Genomic DNA, 14,070 nt, shown 5'->3' on the forward strand with positions numbered 1-14,070 from the left:
TATCACTAAACAGCACTCCCTTAGGAGTACAGAACCATGATGAATTCGCCACATTCCGCTAACACCTCTCCAACATTTTGGAGGAGTAAACCCGGCATAGCGCTGGGTATGCTGCTGGTGATCGTGCTGTTCTATCTGGCAAGAGAACACTACGGCCATATGCTGGGTTTACTGCCTTATATGATTTTGCTGTTGTGCCCGCTGATGCATTTTTTCGGGCACCACCACGGTGGTCACAGTCATCACGGCGAAACCTCAGTCTCAACCAAGGATGCGAACAGGAGTTAGCTCATGCACACCCCTGAGGTTCGTCAAGCGCACGGCCCAATACAGAACTTTGAACCCCAACCCACCGGCTCCCATGACCCGGTATGTGGCATGACCGTCAGTAACGACAGCCAGTTCAGCACGGAATATGAGGGGCAAAACTACCGGTTCTGCAGCCAGAAATGCCAAACGACCTTCAGGGCAGCGCCCGAGCGTTATCGAATATCTCAACTGAAAATCGAACAAATCCCTCAGACAACAGTAGAACCGTTAACGGGTGCCGCTGAATACACATGTCCCATGCATCCGGAGATTCGCCAGATCGGCCCCGGCGTCTGCCCTAAGTGCGGCATGACCTTAGAGCCGGTGATTCCCGAATTGGAGGAAGAAGAGAACTTAGAACTCAAGGACTTCACCCGGCGCTTCTGGTGGACATTGCCACTGACAGTGATCGTCACCGTGCTGGCTATGGGTGGCCATGCCCTGGTGCTGTTCCATGGCACCACGCAAAATTGGGTCGAGCTGGGATTGGCTACACCCGTCGTGCTGTGGGCTGGCTGGCCGTTTTATGTGCGCGGTGTGCGTTCGGTGATTCAGCGAAGTCCGAACATGTGGACGCTAATCGGCCTCGGCACGGCGGCGGCCTTCCTTTACAGCGTCGTGGCCACCCTGACCCCCGATGTATTCCCCAGCAACTTCATGATGGAGGGTCGCATCGGTGTGTACTTCGAAGCGGCGGCTGTGATCATCTCACTGACCCTTCTCGGCCAGATGCTTGAACTCAAGGCTCGCTCGCAAACCTCGGCTGCCATCAAGTCGCTGCTTGGACTGGCACCCAAAACTGCCCGACGGATCAATGCCGATGGCACCGAAGAAGACATCCCTCTGACACACGTACACAGCGGCGACACGTTACGTGTGCGACCGGGCGAAAAAGTGCCTGTCGACGGTCAGGTGTTGCAAGGCGAAAGCGCTGTTGATGAGTCGATGCTCACCGGCGAACCGATACCGATCATGAAGAGGGCCGGCGACGCGCTGATTGGCGCCACTCTCAACATCCACGGCAGTCTGGTGATGCAGGCGCAGAAGATAGGGTCGGCGACCCTGCTCGCACAGATTGTGCAGATGGTTGTGCAGGCACAACGCTCAAAAGCGCCGATGCAACGGCTGGCAGATGTGATTGCCAGTTACTTCGTGATTGTGGTGATTGCTATCGCCGCACTGACTCTACTCGGCTGGGGGCTGTGGGGGCCCGAGCCAAGTTGGGTGTTCGGACTGATCAACGCTGTTGCGGTCATGATCATCGCCTGTCCCTGTGCCCTTGGCCTAGCGACACCGATGTCAGTCATGGTTGCCACCGGCAAGGCTGCTGGCAGCGGCGTATTGTTTCGCGATGCCGCCGCTATCGAAAACCTGCGCAAGATAGACATCTTGATAGTCGACAAAACTGGCACCCTCACTGAAGGACGACCAGCGTTCCATAGCGTCGAGGCCGTACCCGGATTTACTCAGGATGAAGTGTTGCGCCTGGCCGCAAGTCTCGATCAGGGCAGTGAGCATCCATTGGCCCACGCCATCGTCGAGCAGGCTCGTGCCGCAGGGCTAAAACTGGTGACACCTGAAACCTTCGAGTCAGCCTCAGGTATCGGAGTTAGCGGTCAGGTGGAGGGTCGCCGCCTGATGCTAGGCAATACCGCGTTGATGCAGGAGGCGGGCGTTTCCACCGAGAGCTTGCAAGTACATGCCGAGAAGCTACGCGGCGACGGTACGAGCATCATGTACCTGGCAGTCGATGGCGCCCTGGCGGGTTTGCTGGCTGTTGCCGACCCCATCAAACCCACCACGAAGCTGGCCGTCGAGCGTCTGCAGGCGGATGGCGTCAAGGTCATCATGGCCACTGGCGACGGCCTTACGACTGCTCGCTCGGTAGCTCGCCAGTTGGGCATCGAGGAGGTTCACGGCGAGGTCAAACCGCAAGATAAAGAACGTCTGGTGGCATCTCTGCAACAAGCCGGACACCGGGTGGCGATGGCCGGCGACGGCATTAATGATGCCCCCGCACTGGCTCGCGCTGATGTAGGTATCGCCATGGGCACTGGCACTGACGTGGCGATGAACAGCGCTCAGGTCACCCTGGTCAAGGGGGATCTGCTCGGTATCCTGCGTGCTCGCAGCCTGTCAGTCGCAACGGTGAGAAATATGCACCAGAACCTGACCTTCGCCTTCCTTTACAACGCCATGGGCATCCCACTGGCTGCCGGCTTGTTCTATCCACTTACCGGTCACCTTCTGTCACCGCTCATTGCCGCACTGGCCATGAGCGTGAGCTCGGCGTCGGTGGTATTCAACGCCTTGCGTCTGCGCCAGGCTTCCACTGATTGAGTGAAAACGACCGCTTGACCTTGCCATGGCAGCAAGGTTGAGGATAAGCCAACGCTGCAGAAAAGCCTCATGCGTCAGTCTTTCCATGATCAACTTTGTTGTGAGGAGTCACCAATGAAAACTGTTGAACTGCAAGTCCAAGGCATGAGCTGTGGTTCATGTGTCAAACATGTCACCGAAGCGCTGCGCCCAGTTGAAGGCGTGAGTGACGTAGCAGTGGATTTACAAGCCGGAGGGGTGAAGGTCAGCGGCGATTCGGACAGCCAAGCGCTGCTTGCGGCCCTGGAGAACACGGGCTATCCAGCACAGCTGGCGACAGTGGAAAGCGTAGCGAGTAAGAAAACCTCGGGCTGTGGCGGGAACGGCGGCGGTTGCTGCTGCCGGTAAGCGTTATTTTTTTAAACTGGAGAACTCGCAGGTACGGGCTTTCGCCCAGTCCAAAAGGGAAAAATCATGAAAAAAACAGGTCGTGATTTTCTCGAAAGCGTTCAGAAGCCCAAAGTTATCCCAGAATGATGTGACATTCACTGGGTCTCTGAAAATGATCAATGCAGAATTGCTGCAACTGGTGGTTGAAGCATCCAACGATGGAATCGTGGTAGCAGAGCAGGAAGGCGTCGAGAATATACTGATCTACGCCAACCCCGTATTCCAGCGCCTAACGGGCTACAGTATTGACGATGACATCCTGTACCAGTTTGCCTATCCCTTATCGTAAGGGGGAAACGGTGTCCTGTCTTTCATGGGGCTCATTCATGATCCCGTTTCCGTTGGAATTGCAGGGACAACAACAAATCTCAAAATCATCTTCACGCCTCTCCAAGCACCTCTTCACTATTAGCGGCTATGAGCCACTATCGCAAGCGACCGCAGTCAGTTTCCGATGAGAAGCACGACCGGACATGAGTCGATTGGATGCATCGTAAAAAAGGTTGACCGTCGCTTTTATGCATACGAGCCCGGGTTCTCGCTGACCAATCCCAGTTCCCTCATCGGGCAACGTAGCTTTTTACTAGCCGATCCGCTCGCCATCTTGGTGCAACACCGAAACCAGACTGCGACTGCCAGCAGCGCTTCGACTTTCCGAGAAGCGAAAAAACCTATACAAAATAAAATTCGTGTATAGCTTTTATGTAATGTATGTCACTCTGCTATCAGCCAGCTATCACCAGTTGCTCGCGCTCGTCACTCGCCAGGCTGTCGTCACTTTCAAATGGGCGGTAGAGGCACACAAGCAGCCCTTGACATGGATAGCAAAATGGAACCACCAAGTCCTGCCCTTACAGGGTCTATCTAAGAGCTCAGCCCATGAAAAACTCAATCTCACTAGCCTCGCGCATAGGCCTTGGTTTCGCCGTAATTGTGTCGCTGCTCATACTAATCACCGCCGTGGGCATCCAACGTGTGGGCTTTATCGACTCCACCCTAGAACACGTAAGCGAAAATGCGGCCAAGATCCAACGCTATGCTATTAACTTTCGCGGAAGCGTACACAACCGAGCCATCGCTATTCGGGACGCAGTGTTGGTGGATAGTGATCAAGACTTAGCCGTCCACCTCAATGAAGTTATCAATCTAGAACAGGCCTACTCCGATTCAGCCATACCAATGGATCAGCTATTCGCAACTGTAGGGGTAACATCGCAGGAGCAACAGCTGTTGCTGGCGATTAAAGACATAGAAAAGCAAACGCTAGCTTCCACTAAGTCGGTAATTGCTTTGCGTCGCACCGGAGATATTTCAGGTGCACAGGCTTTGCTGCTGCGCCAAACCTCCGGTGAATACAGTGAGTGGTTGAAACGCGTGAATGCACTGATTGACTACGAAGAAGCCTCGATCAAAAGCCAACTCAGTGCGGTACAAGCCACCGCTAGTGAGTTTCGAGGACTGATGCTCATGGCCACCGGGATAGCGCTGCTGCTAAGCATCATCCTGGCGATCTCAATTATTCGCTTCGTCAAGTCAACGCTGGGTGCTGAGCCGACTCAGGTTGCACAGGCTATCCAGCGGTTGGCGGCAGGTGACTTGCAACAAATCATTGTTACCGATTATCCGAACAGCGTGATGGGCGTCCTGAAAACTGCCCTAAGCCGTTTGGCTGATACCATTAGTGACGTACGCATTGCGGCCCAAGAGGTCAACAATTCATCTAGGCAACTATTGACCACATCGTCCACCAATAACAATCAAATCAGCCTGCAGACGCGCGAAGCCGAGCAGGTGGCAACTGCAATTACGCAAATGGCGGCAACGGTCAATGAAGTTTCAGGTTATGCATCTCAAGCAGCGGACGCAACGCGTCTAGCCGATGCTGAAGTTGTAAGCGGCAATCGCGTCGTTGCGGACACTACTCTCGCTATCGAACAATTAGCGAACACACTGGTTGAAACCACCAATACGGTAGAGCAGGTGTCCAAGCGTAGCGAAGAAATTGAAATAGTGATCGAGGTAATCAATTCAATTGCTTCGCAAACTAACCTGTTGGCGCTGAACGCAGCCATCGAAGCGGCCCGAGCAGGTGAGCATGGCCGAGGGTTTGCAGTTGTGGCCGATGAAGTGCGCTCTCTAGCTAATCGCACTCAGGAGTCGACGCGGGAAATTCGAGAAATGATAGGCACACTGCAGAGCGGTACTGAAACGGCTGCACATACCATGCGTAATAGTTGCGAACTGGTAAGCCACACCGTTGCGCAAACCCGCAACGCCCAGACGGCGCTAGCTAAAATTAGCCAGCAAGTCGGCGCCATAAACCACATGAATGCCCAAATCGCCAGCGCATCTATCCAGCAAAGCGTCGTGGCCGAAGACGTTGCGCAAAATATCACGCGCATCCATAGCTCAACGGTGCAGTCGGCAACTGGCTCTCGTGAAGTTGCAACGGCCAGCCAGGAATTAGCGCAGCTTGCTGATCGTCTTACCCAGAAGGTCGCATTTTTCAGCGTGGCTTAGGGCGGGCCCATTGTCAGTCCTTTTCTTTCAGCATATCTTGTGCAAAACCTATACAAGGTGGTTAGAAATGTACAATAAAAAGGATTGGCCACTGACGCTGTACTTTGACGGTCAATGTCCGCTGTGTGCGCGCGAAATCAAGATCCTGAATCGACACGCCGCAGAGAGTCGACTGCTATTTATTGACATCAGCAGCGGTGCGTTCGACGCCAAGGCACTCGGGTTCACGTTCGAGCAAATGCAGTCCTCGCTGCACGCCCGTTTCGCCGATGGCCGCTGGGTAACCGGTCTGGACGCCACCTTGTGGAGTTGGCGAGCCGCCGGCTTGGGGTTTTGGGCTGCGCCATTGACATGGCGTGCCATCCGACCGCTGCTTGCTTTAGGTTATCGCCTCTTCTGCCGCTTACGCCCCCATTTGGCGTGGCTTCCTCACCCTGATGGCCGCCGTCGCTGTGTCGATGACCGTTGCGCGGTGCCGGAGTCAAAACCCGCACCAGACAAGCGGCCCACTTTGAAAACAAAGCAAACCTAGAAAACTTCGCTTTGCCATTGAGCCGACGAAGAACCTGAGCCACAGATGATCTGGCGAATTCCTTGTTATCTGGTGCGCAGCAGGCACTCCCCTACTGCCAAGGATTGCCGCCACATTAAGCGCAGCATGGCTGCGAGGAATCAAAATGACCCCATCATTAGCCGAGCACTACCGCCAAATTCTCGTATGCGTAGGCGAGAACCCTGAGCGCGAAGGACTGCTGGACACCCCCAAGCGCGCAGCCAAAGCGATGCAGTACCTGTGCAACGGCTACACGATGAGTCTGGAGGAAGTCATCAACGGCGCACTGTTCGAATCGCTAAACGACGAAATGGTCATCGTGCGCGATATCGAACTGTATTCATTGTGTGAGCATCACCTGCTGCCCTTCATCGGCAAGGCTCATGTCGCGTACATCCCCACAGGGAGGGTGCTGGGCCTGTCCAAGGTCGCACGAGTGGTCGATATGTTTGCCCACCGCTTACAGATTCAGGAAAACCTCACCAAACAAATTGCCGACGCCCTTCAGCACATGACCGATGCCGCCGGTGTGGCTGTGGTTATTGAGGCAAAGCACATGTGCATGATGATGCGGGGCGTGGAAAAGCAAAACTCGGTGATGACCACATCGGTGATGCTGGGCGCCTTTCGCGATTCGTCCGCTACGCGTCACGAGTTCCTGCAACTGATTGGGCGACGCAGTTAAGGCCCAAAATCCGAACAAGGTGTGGGAGAGGCGAAATGAAAAGTTCCTTTGAGATGAACTCACTCGGCTACGGTTACCGTGCCTTGGTGATAGGCGCCAGTGGAGCGCTCGGCGCGGCGTTTTGTGAGTTGCTCAACGAAGATCCAAGATGCTCGGTTGTTCGTGAGCTGGGGCGCAATAGTGCTCCAGGATTGGATCTGGAAAAGCCCGACAGTATCGCCAGCGCAGCCGCCGAATTAGCCGAAGAAGCCCCGTATCAGTTGATTTTGCATGCTGCCGGTCTGCTTCATCGCGAAGACATCAAGCCTGAAAAAAGTTACAGCTCTATTGAAGCGGATGCGCTTCAGGCGATATTCCAAGTCAACGCGCTCGGGCCTGCGCTGGTTTTGCGTCACTTTCTACCCTTGCTTGACCCTCGCGGCGCAATGGCGGTGCTCTCCGCCAAGGTCGGCAGTATTGGCGATAACCGTCTGGGCGGCTGGTATGCCTATCGCGCCTCCAAGGCAGCGTTGAACATGTTGATTAAAACGGCTGCGATCGAACTAGCACGAACACGCCCTCAGACCCGCTTGCTGAGTCTTCATCCAGGTACGGTAATTTCGGGCCTGTCCCAGCCCTTTAAAGGCGCTTCTGCCGCCAGGCCTGCAAGCCTCGCTGCCCGCGAATTGTTATCACTGATTGACCGCTTGGCGCCTGCCGACAGCGGCAATTTCTTTGCTTATAACGGAGAACGCCTACCGTGGTAGGCAGGGAGTGAACCTTGAATCTGCAAGCGTTGACCGAACGGGCCGCGAATGGCGAAGTACGAGAGTTGGAACTGCTGTCTCTGGAAGGCGGTTTTTATCTGGCGCGAGTCGGGCTGGATCAAGGCCAGTTCACACTGCTGGACGACGAAGCAAAGCCTATGCGCCTTCGCTCCATCAATCACCTGCGTGAGTTGTTGCAGTTTGTCCCGCCATTCCCCTGCGTGCTTGTGCAGCAGTGCGTCCATGACGAGATGTGCGGTTCACGTGAAGAGCCCATTGGGTCGTTGCGCGTTCCTTTCTCGCTGACTGCGCCTTGGTGAGTCACCTTCCGTGGACTCTGTCGAATGAATAAAACTCACCGACTACGCCTGGTCTTGGGCGACCAGTTGTCTTTTGACCTGGCCTCATTGAAGGGGCTGGACAGCGAGCGCGATACGGTTTTACTGGTCGAAGTGATGGAGGAAGCCAGTCATGTGCCCTATCACCCGCAAAAAATCGCACTGATCTTCAGTGCGATGCGTCATTTTGCTGAGGCGTTGCAGCAGCGTGGCATCCGCGTGCAATACGTCACGCTCGATGATCCGCAAAATAGCGGATCGGTACCGGAAGAGTTACGGCGCTGGCAATCACTGCTGCAACCGGATGAGCTGCACCTGACAGAATGCGGTGACTGGCGCCTGGAGCAGTCGCTGAAAGATTGTGGCTTGGCGATCGAGTGGCATACCGATACCCGTTTTCTCTGCACCCGACTCGAGTTTGCGTCCTGGGCCGAAGGCAAAAAGCAGCTGCGCATGGAGTTCTTCTACCGTGAGATGCGACGCAAGAGTGGCCTGTTGCTCAACGGCGACGGCAGTCCAGTCGGCGGCGCTTGGAACTTTGATGCCGAAAACCGAAAGGCACTTCCCAAAGGCATGAGAGCCCCCTCGCCCATGCGCTTTTCGGCAGATGCGATAACCCAGGACGTGCTGTCGCTGGTCGAAAAAAACTTCTCCAGCCACTACGGCGCACTCGACACCTTTGACTACCCGGTAACCCACGCCGATGCCCAAGCGTTGTGGGACTACTTCCTCGACTGGGGTCTGGCAGCCTTCGGCGACTACCAAGATGCGATGGCCAGTGATGAACCCTTCCTGTTCCATGCGCGGATCAGCGCCGCGCTGAATATTGGCCTGTTGGATCTGCGTCAATTGTGCAGCGACGTCGAGGCAGCGTATTGGGCGCACAACATTCCATTAAACGCCGCCGAAGGCTTTATCCGTCAACTCATCGGCTGGCGTGAATATGTACGGGGCGTCTACTGGCTGAAAATGCCCGACTACGCCGGCGGCAATCTGTTTGGTAACAGCAGGCTGCTTCCAGAGTTCTATTGGACAGGCGACACCAAGATGAACTGCATGGGCCAGGCGATCGGCCAAAGTTTGAAACATGCCTATGCCCACCACATCCAGCGGCTGATGGTGACCGGCAACTTTGCGCTGCTGGCCGGCATCGCGCCGAGCCAGATTTGCGACTGGTACCTGGCGATCTACATGGACGCGTTCGACTGGGTCGAACTGCCCAACACACTGGGCATGGTGATGCATGCCGATGGCGGCTACCTAGGCTCAAAGCCTTACTGCGCCAGTGGCCAATATATAAAGCGCATGTCGGATTACTGCCGTAACTGCGCGTACAAAGTCAGTGAAAGCACGACCGACGACGCCTGCCCTTTCAATTCGCTTTACTGGCATTTCCTGATGCGTCACGGCGACCTATTGCGCAGCAATCAGCGCATGGGCATGGTCTATAAGAACCTCGATCGGATGACTGAACCCAAACGTCAGGCGCTATGGGAACGGGGCCAGAAACTGCTCGCCAAACTCGATGCGGGGGAGTTGTTTTGAAAAAGAATGAACTGCCCGTAAAGGCGTGTGAACTATGCGGATTGCCTTTCGCCTGGCGCAAGAAATGGGCGCACTGCTGGGCTGAGGTGCGCTACTGCTCGGAGCGTTGCCAACGGCGCAGGAGCATTGAATGGTGAGAATGTGAAGCAGATAAGAGTACGTCTCGTGCTGGGACTCAAAGCACCCGAGGATCTACGCCTTTATCGCAACGCTTAGCGCTGGATAGTCATAAGGCATTGGTAAATGCCTATTGAGAAGGCATAGCTTGCCACTTTAAAAAACGACTTTAGTCGCTACAGATTCTGCCGCTCGCACTCAAGATCAGCATCAACTCGAGTCTGGTAGGTGGTCTTCAGTAGCAGCTTCTCCACATTGTCATAGAAATTAAAAGATCTGGTCGTGGTCTCGCGGTAGAAACGCGTTCCGTTTCGCATGGATCCCATTTCCGTTGGAATTGCAGGGACAACAAATCTCGAAATCATCTTGACGCCCTCTCCAAGCACCTCCTTACTATTAGCGGCTATAAGCTATCATCGCACGCGAGCGCAGTCAGTTTCCGATGAGAAGCACGACCGGACATGAGTCGATTGGAAGCTTCGTAAAAAAGGCACGGGATCTACCTTGTGGGCGGCACTGCTCTCTCCCTCCGTATTCGCTGGTGACTCCGAAAGATCAAAATGGCAAATATCATTATTCATTTCATATTTAATTTTTTCAAAGGGCGGCAAATTTTCAGGGGTGAGAGCTCTGCGCTCGCCTATACTGATAATGTTAAATCATGCTGGTGAGTTCGGTTAACAAGGTATTGATAAATATAGAGGGTTAAAAATTTGTTTGCCTTGGAGGTCGCGGGTTAAGAAATATTTCGCTGTGATGTTTTGGTGTCGTTAAGAGGTTTTGATATGAACGTCTTGTTGAAAGAACTTCAGGCATATCATCATGAGGTGGCTATAAAAATCACTCAGATCAAAGAGTTGCTGAGGAAGATGAGGCATGAATCCGAATCCGATGGTGCTGATGACTGCAAGCTGTTGTTCAAGATGCTGGATGCCATGCATGGTGATGCAGAACGACACCACCATGAAAATGAAGAACTTATTCGGCTGGCTTTGCTAGGGACTGAGGCACCGATCCACCAACGGGTCAAGGATTCGAGCGAGATCATCAAGCATTTGGGCGCATTGCTGGACAGCTGAAGATGTTGGAGGACACAACTCAGGAAACGAGAGTAATTGCTGACACTATCGATGACTTTATCAAAAAATATTTCGATCATATGGACTCGGAGGAAAATATTTTCTTTCCGCTGGCAGATAAGTGGCTGTCAGACGAGCAGTGGCAGGAAATAAAGCGTCAGTGGCATTAATTGGGTCTTACCGTAGACCTTAAAATTCTAGCTACTACTTAGTCCGCGATCTAACAAGCTCGGTTTGCTTTACTTGATTTGGTAATCGGAATATTGCAATGCGCTCATTTAAGCCTCTTCACTTTTTCTCCGGTGAGAAAAATTATAAACTCGGAATCGCTGATTTGACTGACCGGCCCAAAATCTATCGCGCGCAAATATGATGATCCGTTAACCCACTTTGACTCATCGCCAATCATGGAGTCTCGTGACGACTGGCTCGTTGATTCAACAATAGTGTATTGCCGTCCAGACTTACCTATTGCTTCGAAGCGATCGGTTTCTTGAAGACGACTAGCCATTTCATAGAACTCCATTTCGGTTGGAAGCCGTTAAACGATAGCATCGTGGTACTAAATTGCCAGAAAACGTGCTTGTTCCAGCTTCGGTAATTTATCCGGTGTGATAGGCAAGCCCCCAAACGTCGCTGCAAGCGTAATCGGCTTCAAAGATGATGTTATTGGCGCTTTGCCGACCTCTACAACTAGCCCCAGAAATGCACATCCTTACCCGTGGATCGATTCCCCTCACATACCAGAGGCAAGAGCGTATGCGTTAACCACTTGGGTACAGGGGGCATTTAGCTAGCGTAATGAACGTCCTGGCTGGCCAAATCCTGCGATTTACTGCTGCTTTTGCATGCTGCGGCCTGTGTCGTAGCGGCCATGATTCAAGTCGTATTTGGATGCACCCCAATCTTACCGGTCAGTATAGTCAGCTCCGTCCCTATGCCGGAGTGCCTTAAATTGGACAATACCCGTGAGCGCTTGATTGACTCAGCGCTGAAGCTGTTTCTGTCACAAGGTATATACATGACTGGTGTCATGGCCATCGCCGCGATGGCGGGTGTTACCAAGATGACGCTCTACAGCCATTTCCCCTCCAAGGATGCGCTGATAGTGGCTTGCCTTGAGGAGCGTGACCGACGCTGGCGTGAAGAGGTAGCGCGCACCCAGGCAGGACACCCTGACCCGGTCAGTGGCATGCTCGCGTTCTTCGATTTGTATCAACGCTTTCTTTTGAAAGATAGCGGGCGCGGTTGCCTGTTCGTCAACAGTGCGGCTGAATTCCCGCAGTTTAGCCATCCTGTGCATTTGGCAGTGAGCAGGCATAAGCAAGGGATACGCGAAAATCTTACTGCATTGGCCATGAGCGCCGGTGTAAGCGACCCTGGCGTAGTTGCTGAGGGGCTGTTTATCTTGCTGGAGGGCAGTTTTGTCAGCGGCGCCATGGGCCAGGAAGTTCGGGTATTCGACACTGCCCGGCACGTAGCTCATTGCTGGATCCGGAAGCAGGGCCAGCAGGAGCAGAGCGTATGACCCTAGGCTTATTAGCGGCCATTGCCGCCACGTTTTCATGGTCGCTGCTCTACATTTTTCCGGGGTTGGTCGGCGATTACAGCCTTTTTGATCTGGCTGTTGTTAGCTATGCCTTTGCCGGTTTAGGTAGCCTGCTAGTGCTGTTTGTTTACCGTAGCGAAGTGCGGCAATTGCGGTTGAGCGATTGGGCCTGCGCCGCGCTACTCGGCTTTTTAGGATACATCGGCTACTTCTTCCTGATCACCACTGCGGTCTTGGCAGCTGGGCCGGTGATCCCTCCGGTGATGATGGGGTCAGTACCGATCGTGCTCGCGATTGCCGGCAACATGCGAAGCTCCAGCGTGCCCTGGCGCGCCATTGCCGGGCCACTGTTGCTCGCAGCATTGGGCATAAGTTTGGTCAATCTGAGCGTGTTTGATCTTAGCCGTGCGACTTCAGTGCTCCCTACAGCTTCGATACTGCTTGGGCTGCTCGCATCGTTAATGGCAATTGGATTTTGGACTGGTTTTGGGTTGTTAAATGAAAGTGCTTTGGCTCAGCGCCCAAGCATGTCCCCCATGTTGTGGTCAGCCATGCTGATCTTCATGTGCAGCGTCGAGATGCTGGCCTTCATCCCCGTTGGTCTGCACTTAAACCTGTCCCACTTCGCTAGCCATCCGAGCGGGTTAGCAGGTACTCAGGCGCTAATAGTCTGTGGGTTGATTCAGGGGTTAGGGGCCACCCTTGCAGGTGCCTGGGCGTGGTCAATCGCAACTCGGCGTCTACCTCTGGCTCTAAGCGGGCAATTGATCGCCAGCGGAACCATTTATGCAACTACGATGGGCCTGCTCATCAACCAACGCTGGCCCTCTCCTATGGAGGCGCTTGGAACAGGGTTGCTATTCGTAGGCGTGGTGTGGGCAATTCACGCCTTTTATCGCAGGCAAACACGCCTCGAGACGCGTGGTGGGATAACTGACCTTGGCCAAAACTAATTCGACTGCGCCGGAATGGGCATTTGAGGTGTCCACTTTGGATTGATTTGGCATCATTGCCCTGAGTGCCGGAGTCGGGAAGGTGTGTTTGGCCGACGGTTACGACGTAAGCGAGCGGCAATCACACCTCTTTGATAGGTGACCAGTTGTGCGGCAGCAATTCAGCGAGAGGGACAGGACATGATGCTGAGGCTCTCTGAACCTAGGCAGCTAGCCGTTACTTGTAAGCCCCTGCCGAATAAATCAGCTCGTAGCTGTGGCTATAGATTTCCAGGATGTTGCCAAAGGGGTCTTCCAATATAGACCATGCGGTATGGCCTCTCGCTAGGAAAATACTCGCGTACGGGCATGCGCTGCTTGCCACCAGCGGCAATTACCTTGGCGGCCAGTCCTTCGACGTCTGGATCTTGGACGCAGAAGTGGAAGATACCGGTCTTCCAGTACTCGAAGTTGTTCTGCGGCTTTTCGGCATTGCGAAACTCAAAGATCTCTACGTAGATCCGATCACCTGCGGACAGGTGCGCAATACGGAACGAACCCCAGCCGGCACCAAATACATCGGTACACATGACTCCGATAGCTGAGTCGTCCTCAGTAATCGTGGTCGGCGGCATGATCAGATACCACCCCATGACTTCAGTGTAGAACTTCACGGCGGCGTCTAAATCTGTGACGGATAGGCCGAGATGAGAAAAGCTAAGCGGGTAGCCGCCTTTAGGTCAGCGACGCTGGTGAAGGAGGCCCGGTGCAACGTCTTTCCAGCTGCGCAAATGGCCTTCCAAGGCGTTCAGCCAAGACCCGCTGGTCGTTGTGAAGTGCAATTCGAAACGCGGATGCTTTTCAAGCCACTGCGTGACTGCAGCAGTCTGCCGCTCATTGATTGAACTGCTGTACTTCGTGCACCTGA

Annotated in this window: 13 protein-coding genes and 5 pseudogenes; 14 read left to right on the forward strand and 4 right to left on the reverse strand. The window is 54.0% G+C overall.

The window, feature by feature from the left end; genetic code table 11:
* Window positions 1–36: 36 nt before the first annotated feature.
* The 4 genes and pseudogenes from QFW87_RS19205 to QFW87_RS19220 form a co-directional block, all read left to right on the forward strand.
* Window positions 37–288, forward strand: coding sequence for a DUF2933 domain-containing protein (locus tag QFW87_RS19205; RefSeq protein ID WP_172791742.1), 252 nt, complete (start codon window positions 37–39; stop codon window positions 286–288).
* A gap of 3 nt (window positions 289–291) precedes the next feature.
* The gene (locus QFW87_RS19210; RefSeq protein ID WP_283188567.1) at window positions 292–2,649 is read left to right on the forward strand and encodes a heavy metal translocating P-type ATPase; all 2,358 of its coding nucleotides are present in this window, start codon (window positions 292–294) and stop codon (window positions 2,647–2,649) included.
* A gap of 114 nt (window positions 2,650–2,763) precedes the next feature.
* Window positions 2,764–3,036 carry a heavy-metal-associated domain-containing protein gene (locus QFW87_RS19215; protein WP_283188568.1) on the forward strand — a complete coding sequence of 91 codons (273 nt, stop codon included), beginning with the start codon at window positions 2,764–2,766 and terminating at the stop codon, window positions 3,034–3,036.
* A 154-nt stretch (window positions 3,037–3,190) separates the two neighbouring features.
* A pseudogene (locus QFW87_RS19220) lies at window positions 3,191–3,346 on the forward strand (PAS domain-containing protein); the annotation flags it as partial.
* A 251-nt stretch (window positions 3,347–3,597) separates the two neighbouring features.
* Here QFW87_RS19220 and QFW87_RS19225 read toward each other — a convergent pair.
* Window positions 3,598–3,739: pseudogene (locus tag QFW87_RS19225) on the reverse strand (IS3 family transposase); the annotation flags it as partial.
* Window positions 3,740–3,957: 218 nt separating this feature from the next.
* Here QFW87_RS19225 and QFW87_RS19230 point away from each other — a divergent pair.
* The 8 genes and pseudogenes from QFW87_RS19230 to QFW87_RS19265 all read left to right on the forward strand — a co-directional run bounded on the left by QFW87_RS19230 (window position 3,958) and on the right by QFW87_RS19265 (window position 10,831).
* Window positions 3,958–5,598 (forward strand): methyl-accepting chemotaxis protein, encoded by a 1,641-nt coding sequence (locus QFW87_RS19230; RefSeq protein ID WP_283188569.1) that lies wholly within the window; start codon window positions 3,958–3,960, stop codon window positions 5,596–5,598.
* A gap of 67 nt (window positions 5,599–5,665) precedes the next feature.
* On the forward strand, window positions 5,666–6,130 hold the full coding sequence (locus QFW87_RS19235; RefSeq protein ID WP_283188570.1) for a DUF393 domain-containing protein: 465 nt from the start codon (window positions 5,666–5,668) through the stop codon (window positions 6,128–6,130).
* 145 nt (window positions 6,131–6,275) lie between these two features.
* A complete protein-coding gene (gene folE / locus QFW87_RS19240; protein WP_283188571.1) occupies window positions 6,276–6,836 on the forward strand; it encodes a GTP cyclohydrolase I FolE in 561 nt (186 codons plus the stop codon).
* A 35-nt stretch (window positions 6,837–6,871) separates the two neighbouring features.
* Window positions 6,872–7,582 (forward strand): SDR family NAD(P)-dependent oxidoreductase, encoded by a 711-nt coding sequence (locus QFW87_RS19245; RefSeq protein ID WP_283188572.1) that lies wholly within the window; start codon window positions 6,872–6,874, stop codon window positions 7,580–7,582.
* A 14-nt stretch (window positions 7,583–7,596) separates the two neighbouring features.
* Window positions 7,597–7,902, forward strand: a complete 306-nt coding sequence (locus tag QFW87_RS19250) for a DUF6482 family protein (RefSeq protein WP_283188573.1) — start codon at window positions 7,597–7,599, stop codon at window positions 7,900–7,902.
* A 24-nt stretch (window positions 7,903–7,926) separates the two neighbouring features.
* Complete coding sequence (locus tag QFW87_RS19255) at window positions 7,927–9,465, forward strand: cryptochrome/photolyase family protein (protein ID WP_283188574.1); 1,539 nt, start codon at window positions 7,927–7,929, stop codon at window positions 9,463–9,465.
* Entirely contained in the window at window positions 9,462–9,602 is a 141-nt protein-coding gene (locus QFW87_RS19260) for a DUF2256 domain-containing protein (RefSeq protein ID WP_283188575.1), read from the forward strand. The genes QFW87_RS19255 and QFW87_RS19260 overlap by 4 nt, the downstream gene beginning before the upstream one ends.
* Before the next feature lie 765 nt (window positions 9,603–10,367).
* Window positions 10,368–10,831, forward strand: a pseudogene (locus tag QFW87_RS19265) (hemerythrin domain-containing protein).
* Window positions 10,832–10,935: 104 nt separating this feature from the next.
* Here QFW87_RS19265 and QFW87_RS19270 read toward each other — a convergent pair.
* Window positions 10,936–11,172, reverse strand: coding sequence for a hypothetical protein (locus QFW87_RS19270; RefSeq protein WP_283188576.1), 237 nt, complete (start codon window positions 11,170–11,172; stop codon window positions 10,936–10,938).
* A 444-nt stretch (window positions 11,173–11,616) separates the two neighbouring features.
* Here QFW87_RS19270 and QFW87_RS19275 point away from each other — a divergent pair, with 444 nt between their 5' ends.
* Window positions 11,617–12,189, forward strand: coding sequence for a TetR/AcrR family transcriptional regulator (locus QFW87_RS19275; protein WP_283188577.1), 573 nt, complete (start codon window positions 11,617–11,619; stop codon window positions 12,187–12,189).
* Window positions 12,186–13,163 (forward strand): DMT family transporter, encoded by a 978-nt coding sequence (locus QFW87_RS19280; RefSeq protein WP_283188578.1) that lies wholly within the window; start codon window positions 12,186–12,188, stop codon window positions 13,161–13,163. The genes QFW87_RS19275 and QFW87_RS19280 overlap by 4 nt, the downstream gene beginning before the upstream one ends.
* A gap of 217 nt (window positions 13,164–13,380) precedes the next feature.
* Here the strand turns inward: QFW87_RS19280 and QFW87_RS19285 are convergent.
* Both QFW87_RS19285 and QFW87_RS19290 read right to left on the reverse strand, forming a co-directional pair.
* Window positions 13,381–13,870, reverse strand: a pseudogene (locus QFW87_RS19285) (lactoylglutathione lyase family protein); the annotation flags it as partial.
* Window positions 13,864–14,032, reverse strand: a pseudogene (locus tag QFW87_RS19290) (IS630 family transposase); the annotation flags it as partial. The pseudogenes QFW87_RS19285 and QFW87_RS19290, both read right to left, overlap by 7 nt.
* Between the last annotated feature and the right edge of the window lie 38 nt (window positions 14,033–14,070).

Source organism: Pseudomonas sp. PMCC200344 (assembly GCF_030053095.1).
In the GTDB taxonomy this organism is placed as follows: domain Bacteria; phylum Pseudomonadota; class Gammaproteobacteria; order Pseudomonadales; family Pseudomonadaceae; genus Aquipseudomonas; species Aquipseudomonas svalbardensis.

Coding starts and splice junctions, on each gene's coding strand:
- folE (WP_283188571.1), top strand. CDS start 6,276: ATGACCCCATCATTAGCCGAGCACTACCGCCAAATTCTCGTATGCGTA.
- QFW87_RS19205 (WP_172791742.1), top strand. CDS start 37: ATGATGAATTCGCCACATTCCGCTAACACCTCTCCAACATTTTGGAGG.
- QFW87_RS19210 (WP_283188567.1), top strand. CDS start 292: ATGCACACCCCTGAGGTTCGTCAAGCGCACGGCCCAATACAGAACTTT.
- QFW87_RS19270 (WP_283188576.1), bottom strand. CDS start 11,172: ATGGCTAGTCGTCTTCAAGAAACCGATCGCTTCGAAGCAATAGGTAAG.
- QFW87_RS19215 (WP_283188568.1), top strand. CDS start 2,764: ATGAAAACTGTTGAACTGCAAGTCCAAGGCATGAGCTGTGGTTCATGT.
- QFW87_RS19245 (WP_283188572.1), top strand. CDS start 6,872: ATGAAAAGTTCCTTTGAGATGAACTCACTCGGCTACGGTTACCGTGCC.
- QFW87_RS19255 (WP_283188574.1), top strand. CDS start 7,927: ATGAATAAAACTCACCGACTACGCCTGGTCTTGGGCGACCAGTTGTCT.
- QFW87_RS19230 (WP_283188569.1), top strand. CDS start 3,958: ATGAAAAACTCAATCTCACTAGCCTCGCGCATAGGCCTTGGTTTCGCC.
- QFW87_RS19280 (WP_283188578.1), top strand. CDS start 12,186: ATGACCCTAGGCTTATTAGCGGCCATTGCCGCCACGTTTTCATGGTCG.
- QFW87_RS19235 (WP_283188570.1), top strand. CDS start 5,666: ATGTACAATAAAAAGGATTGGCCACTGACGCTGTACTTTGACGGTCAA.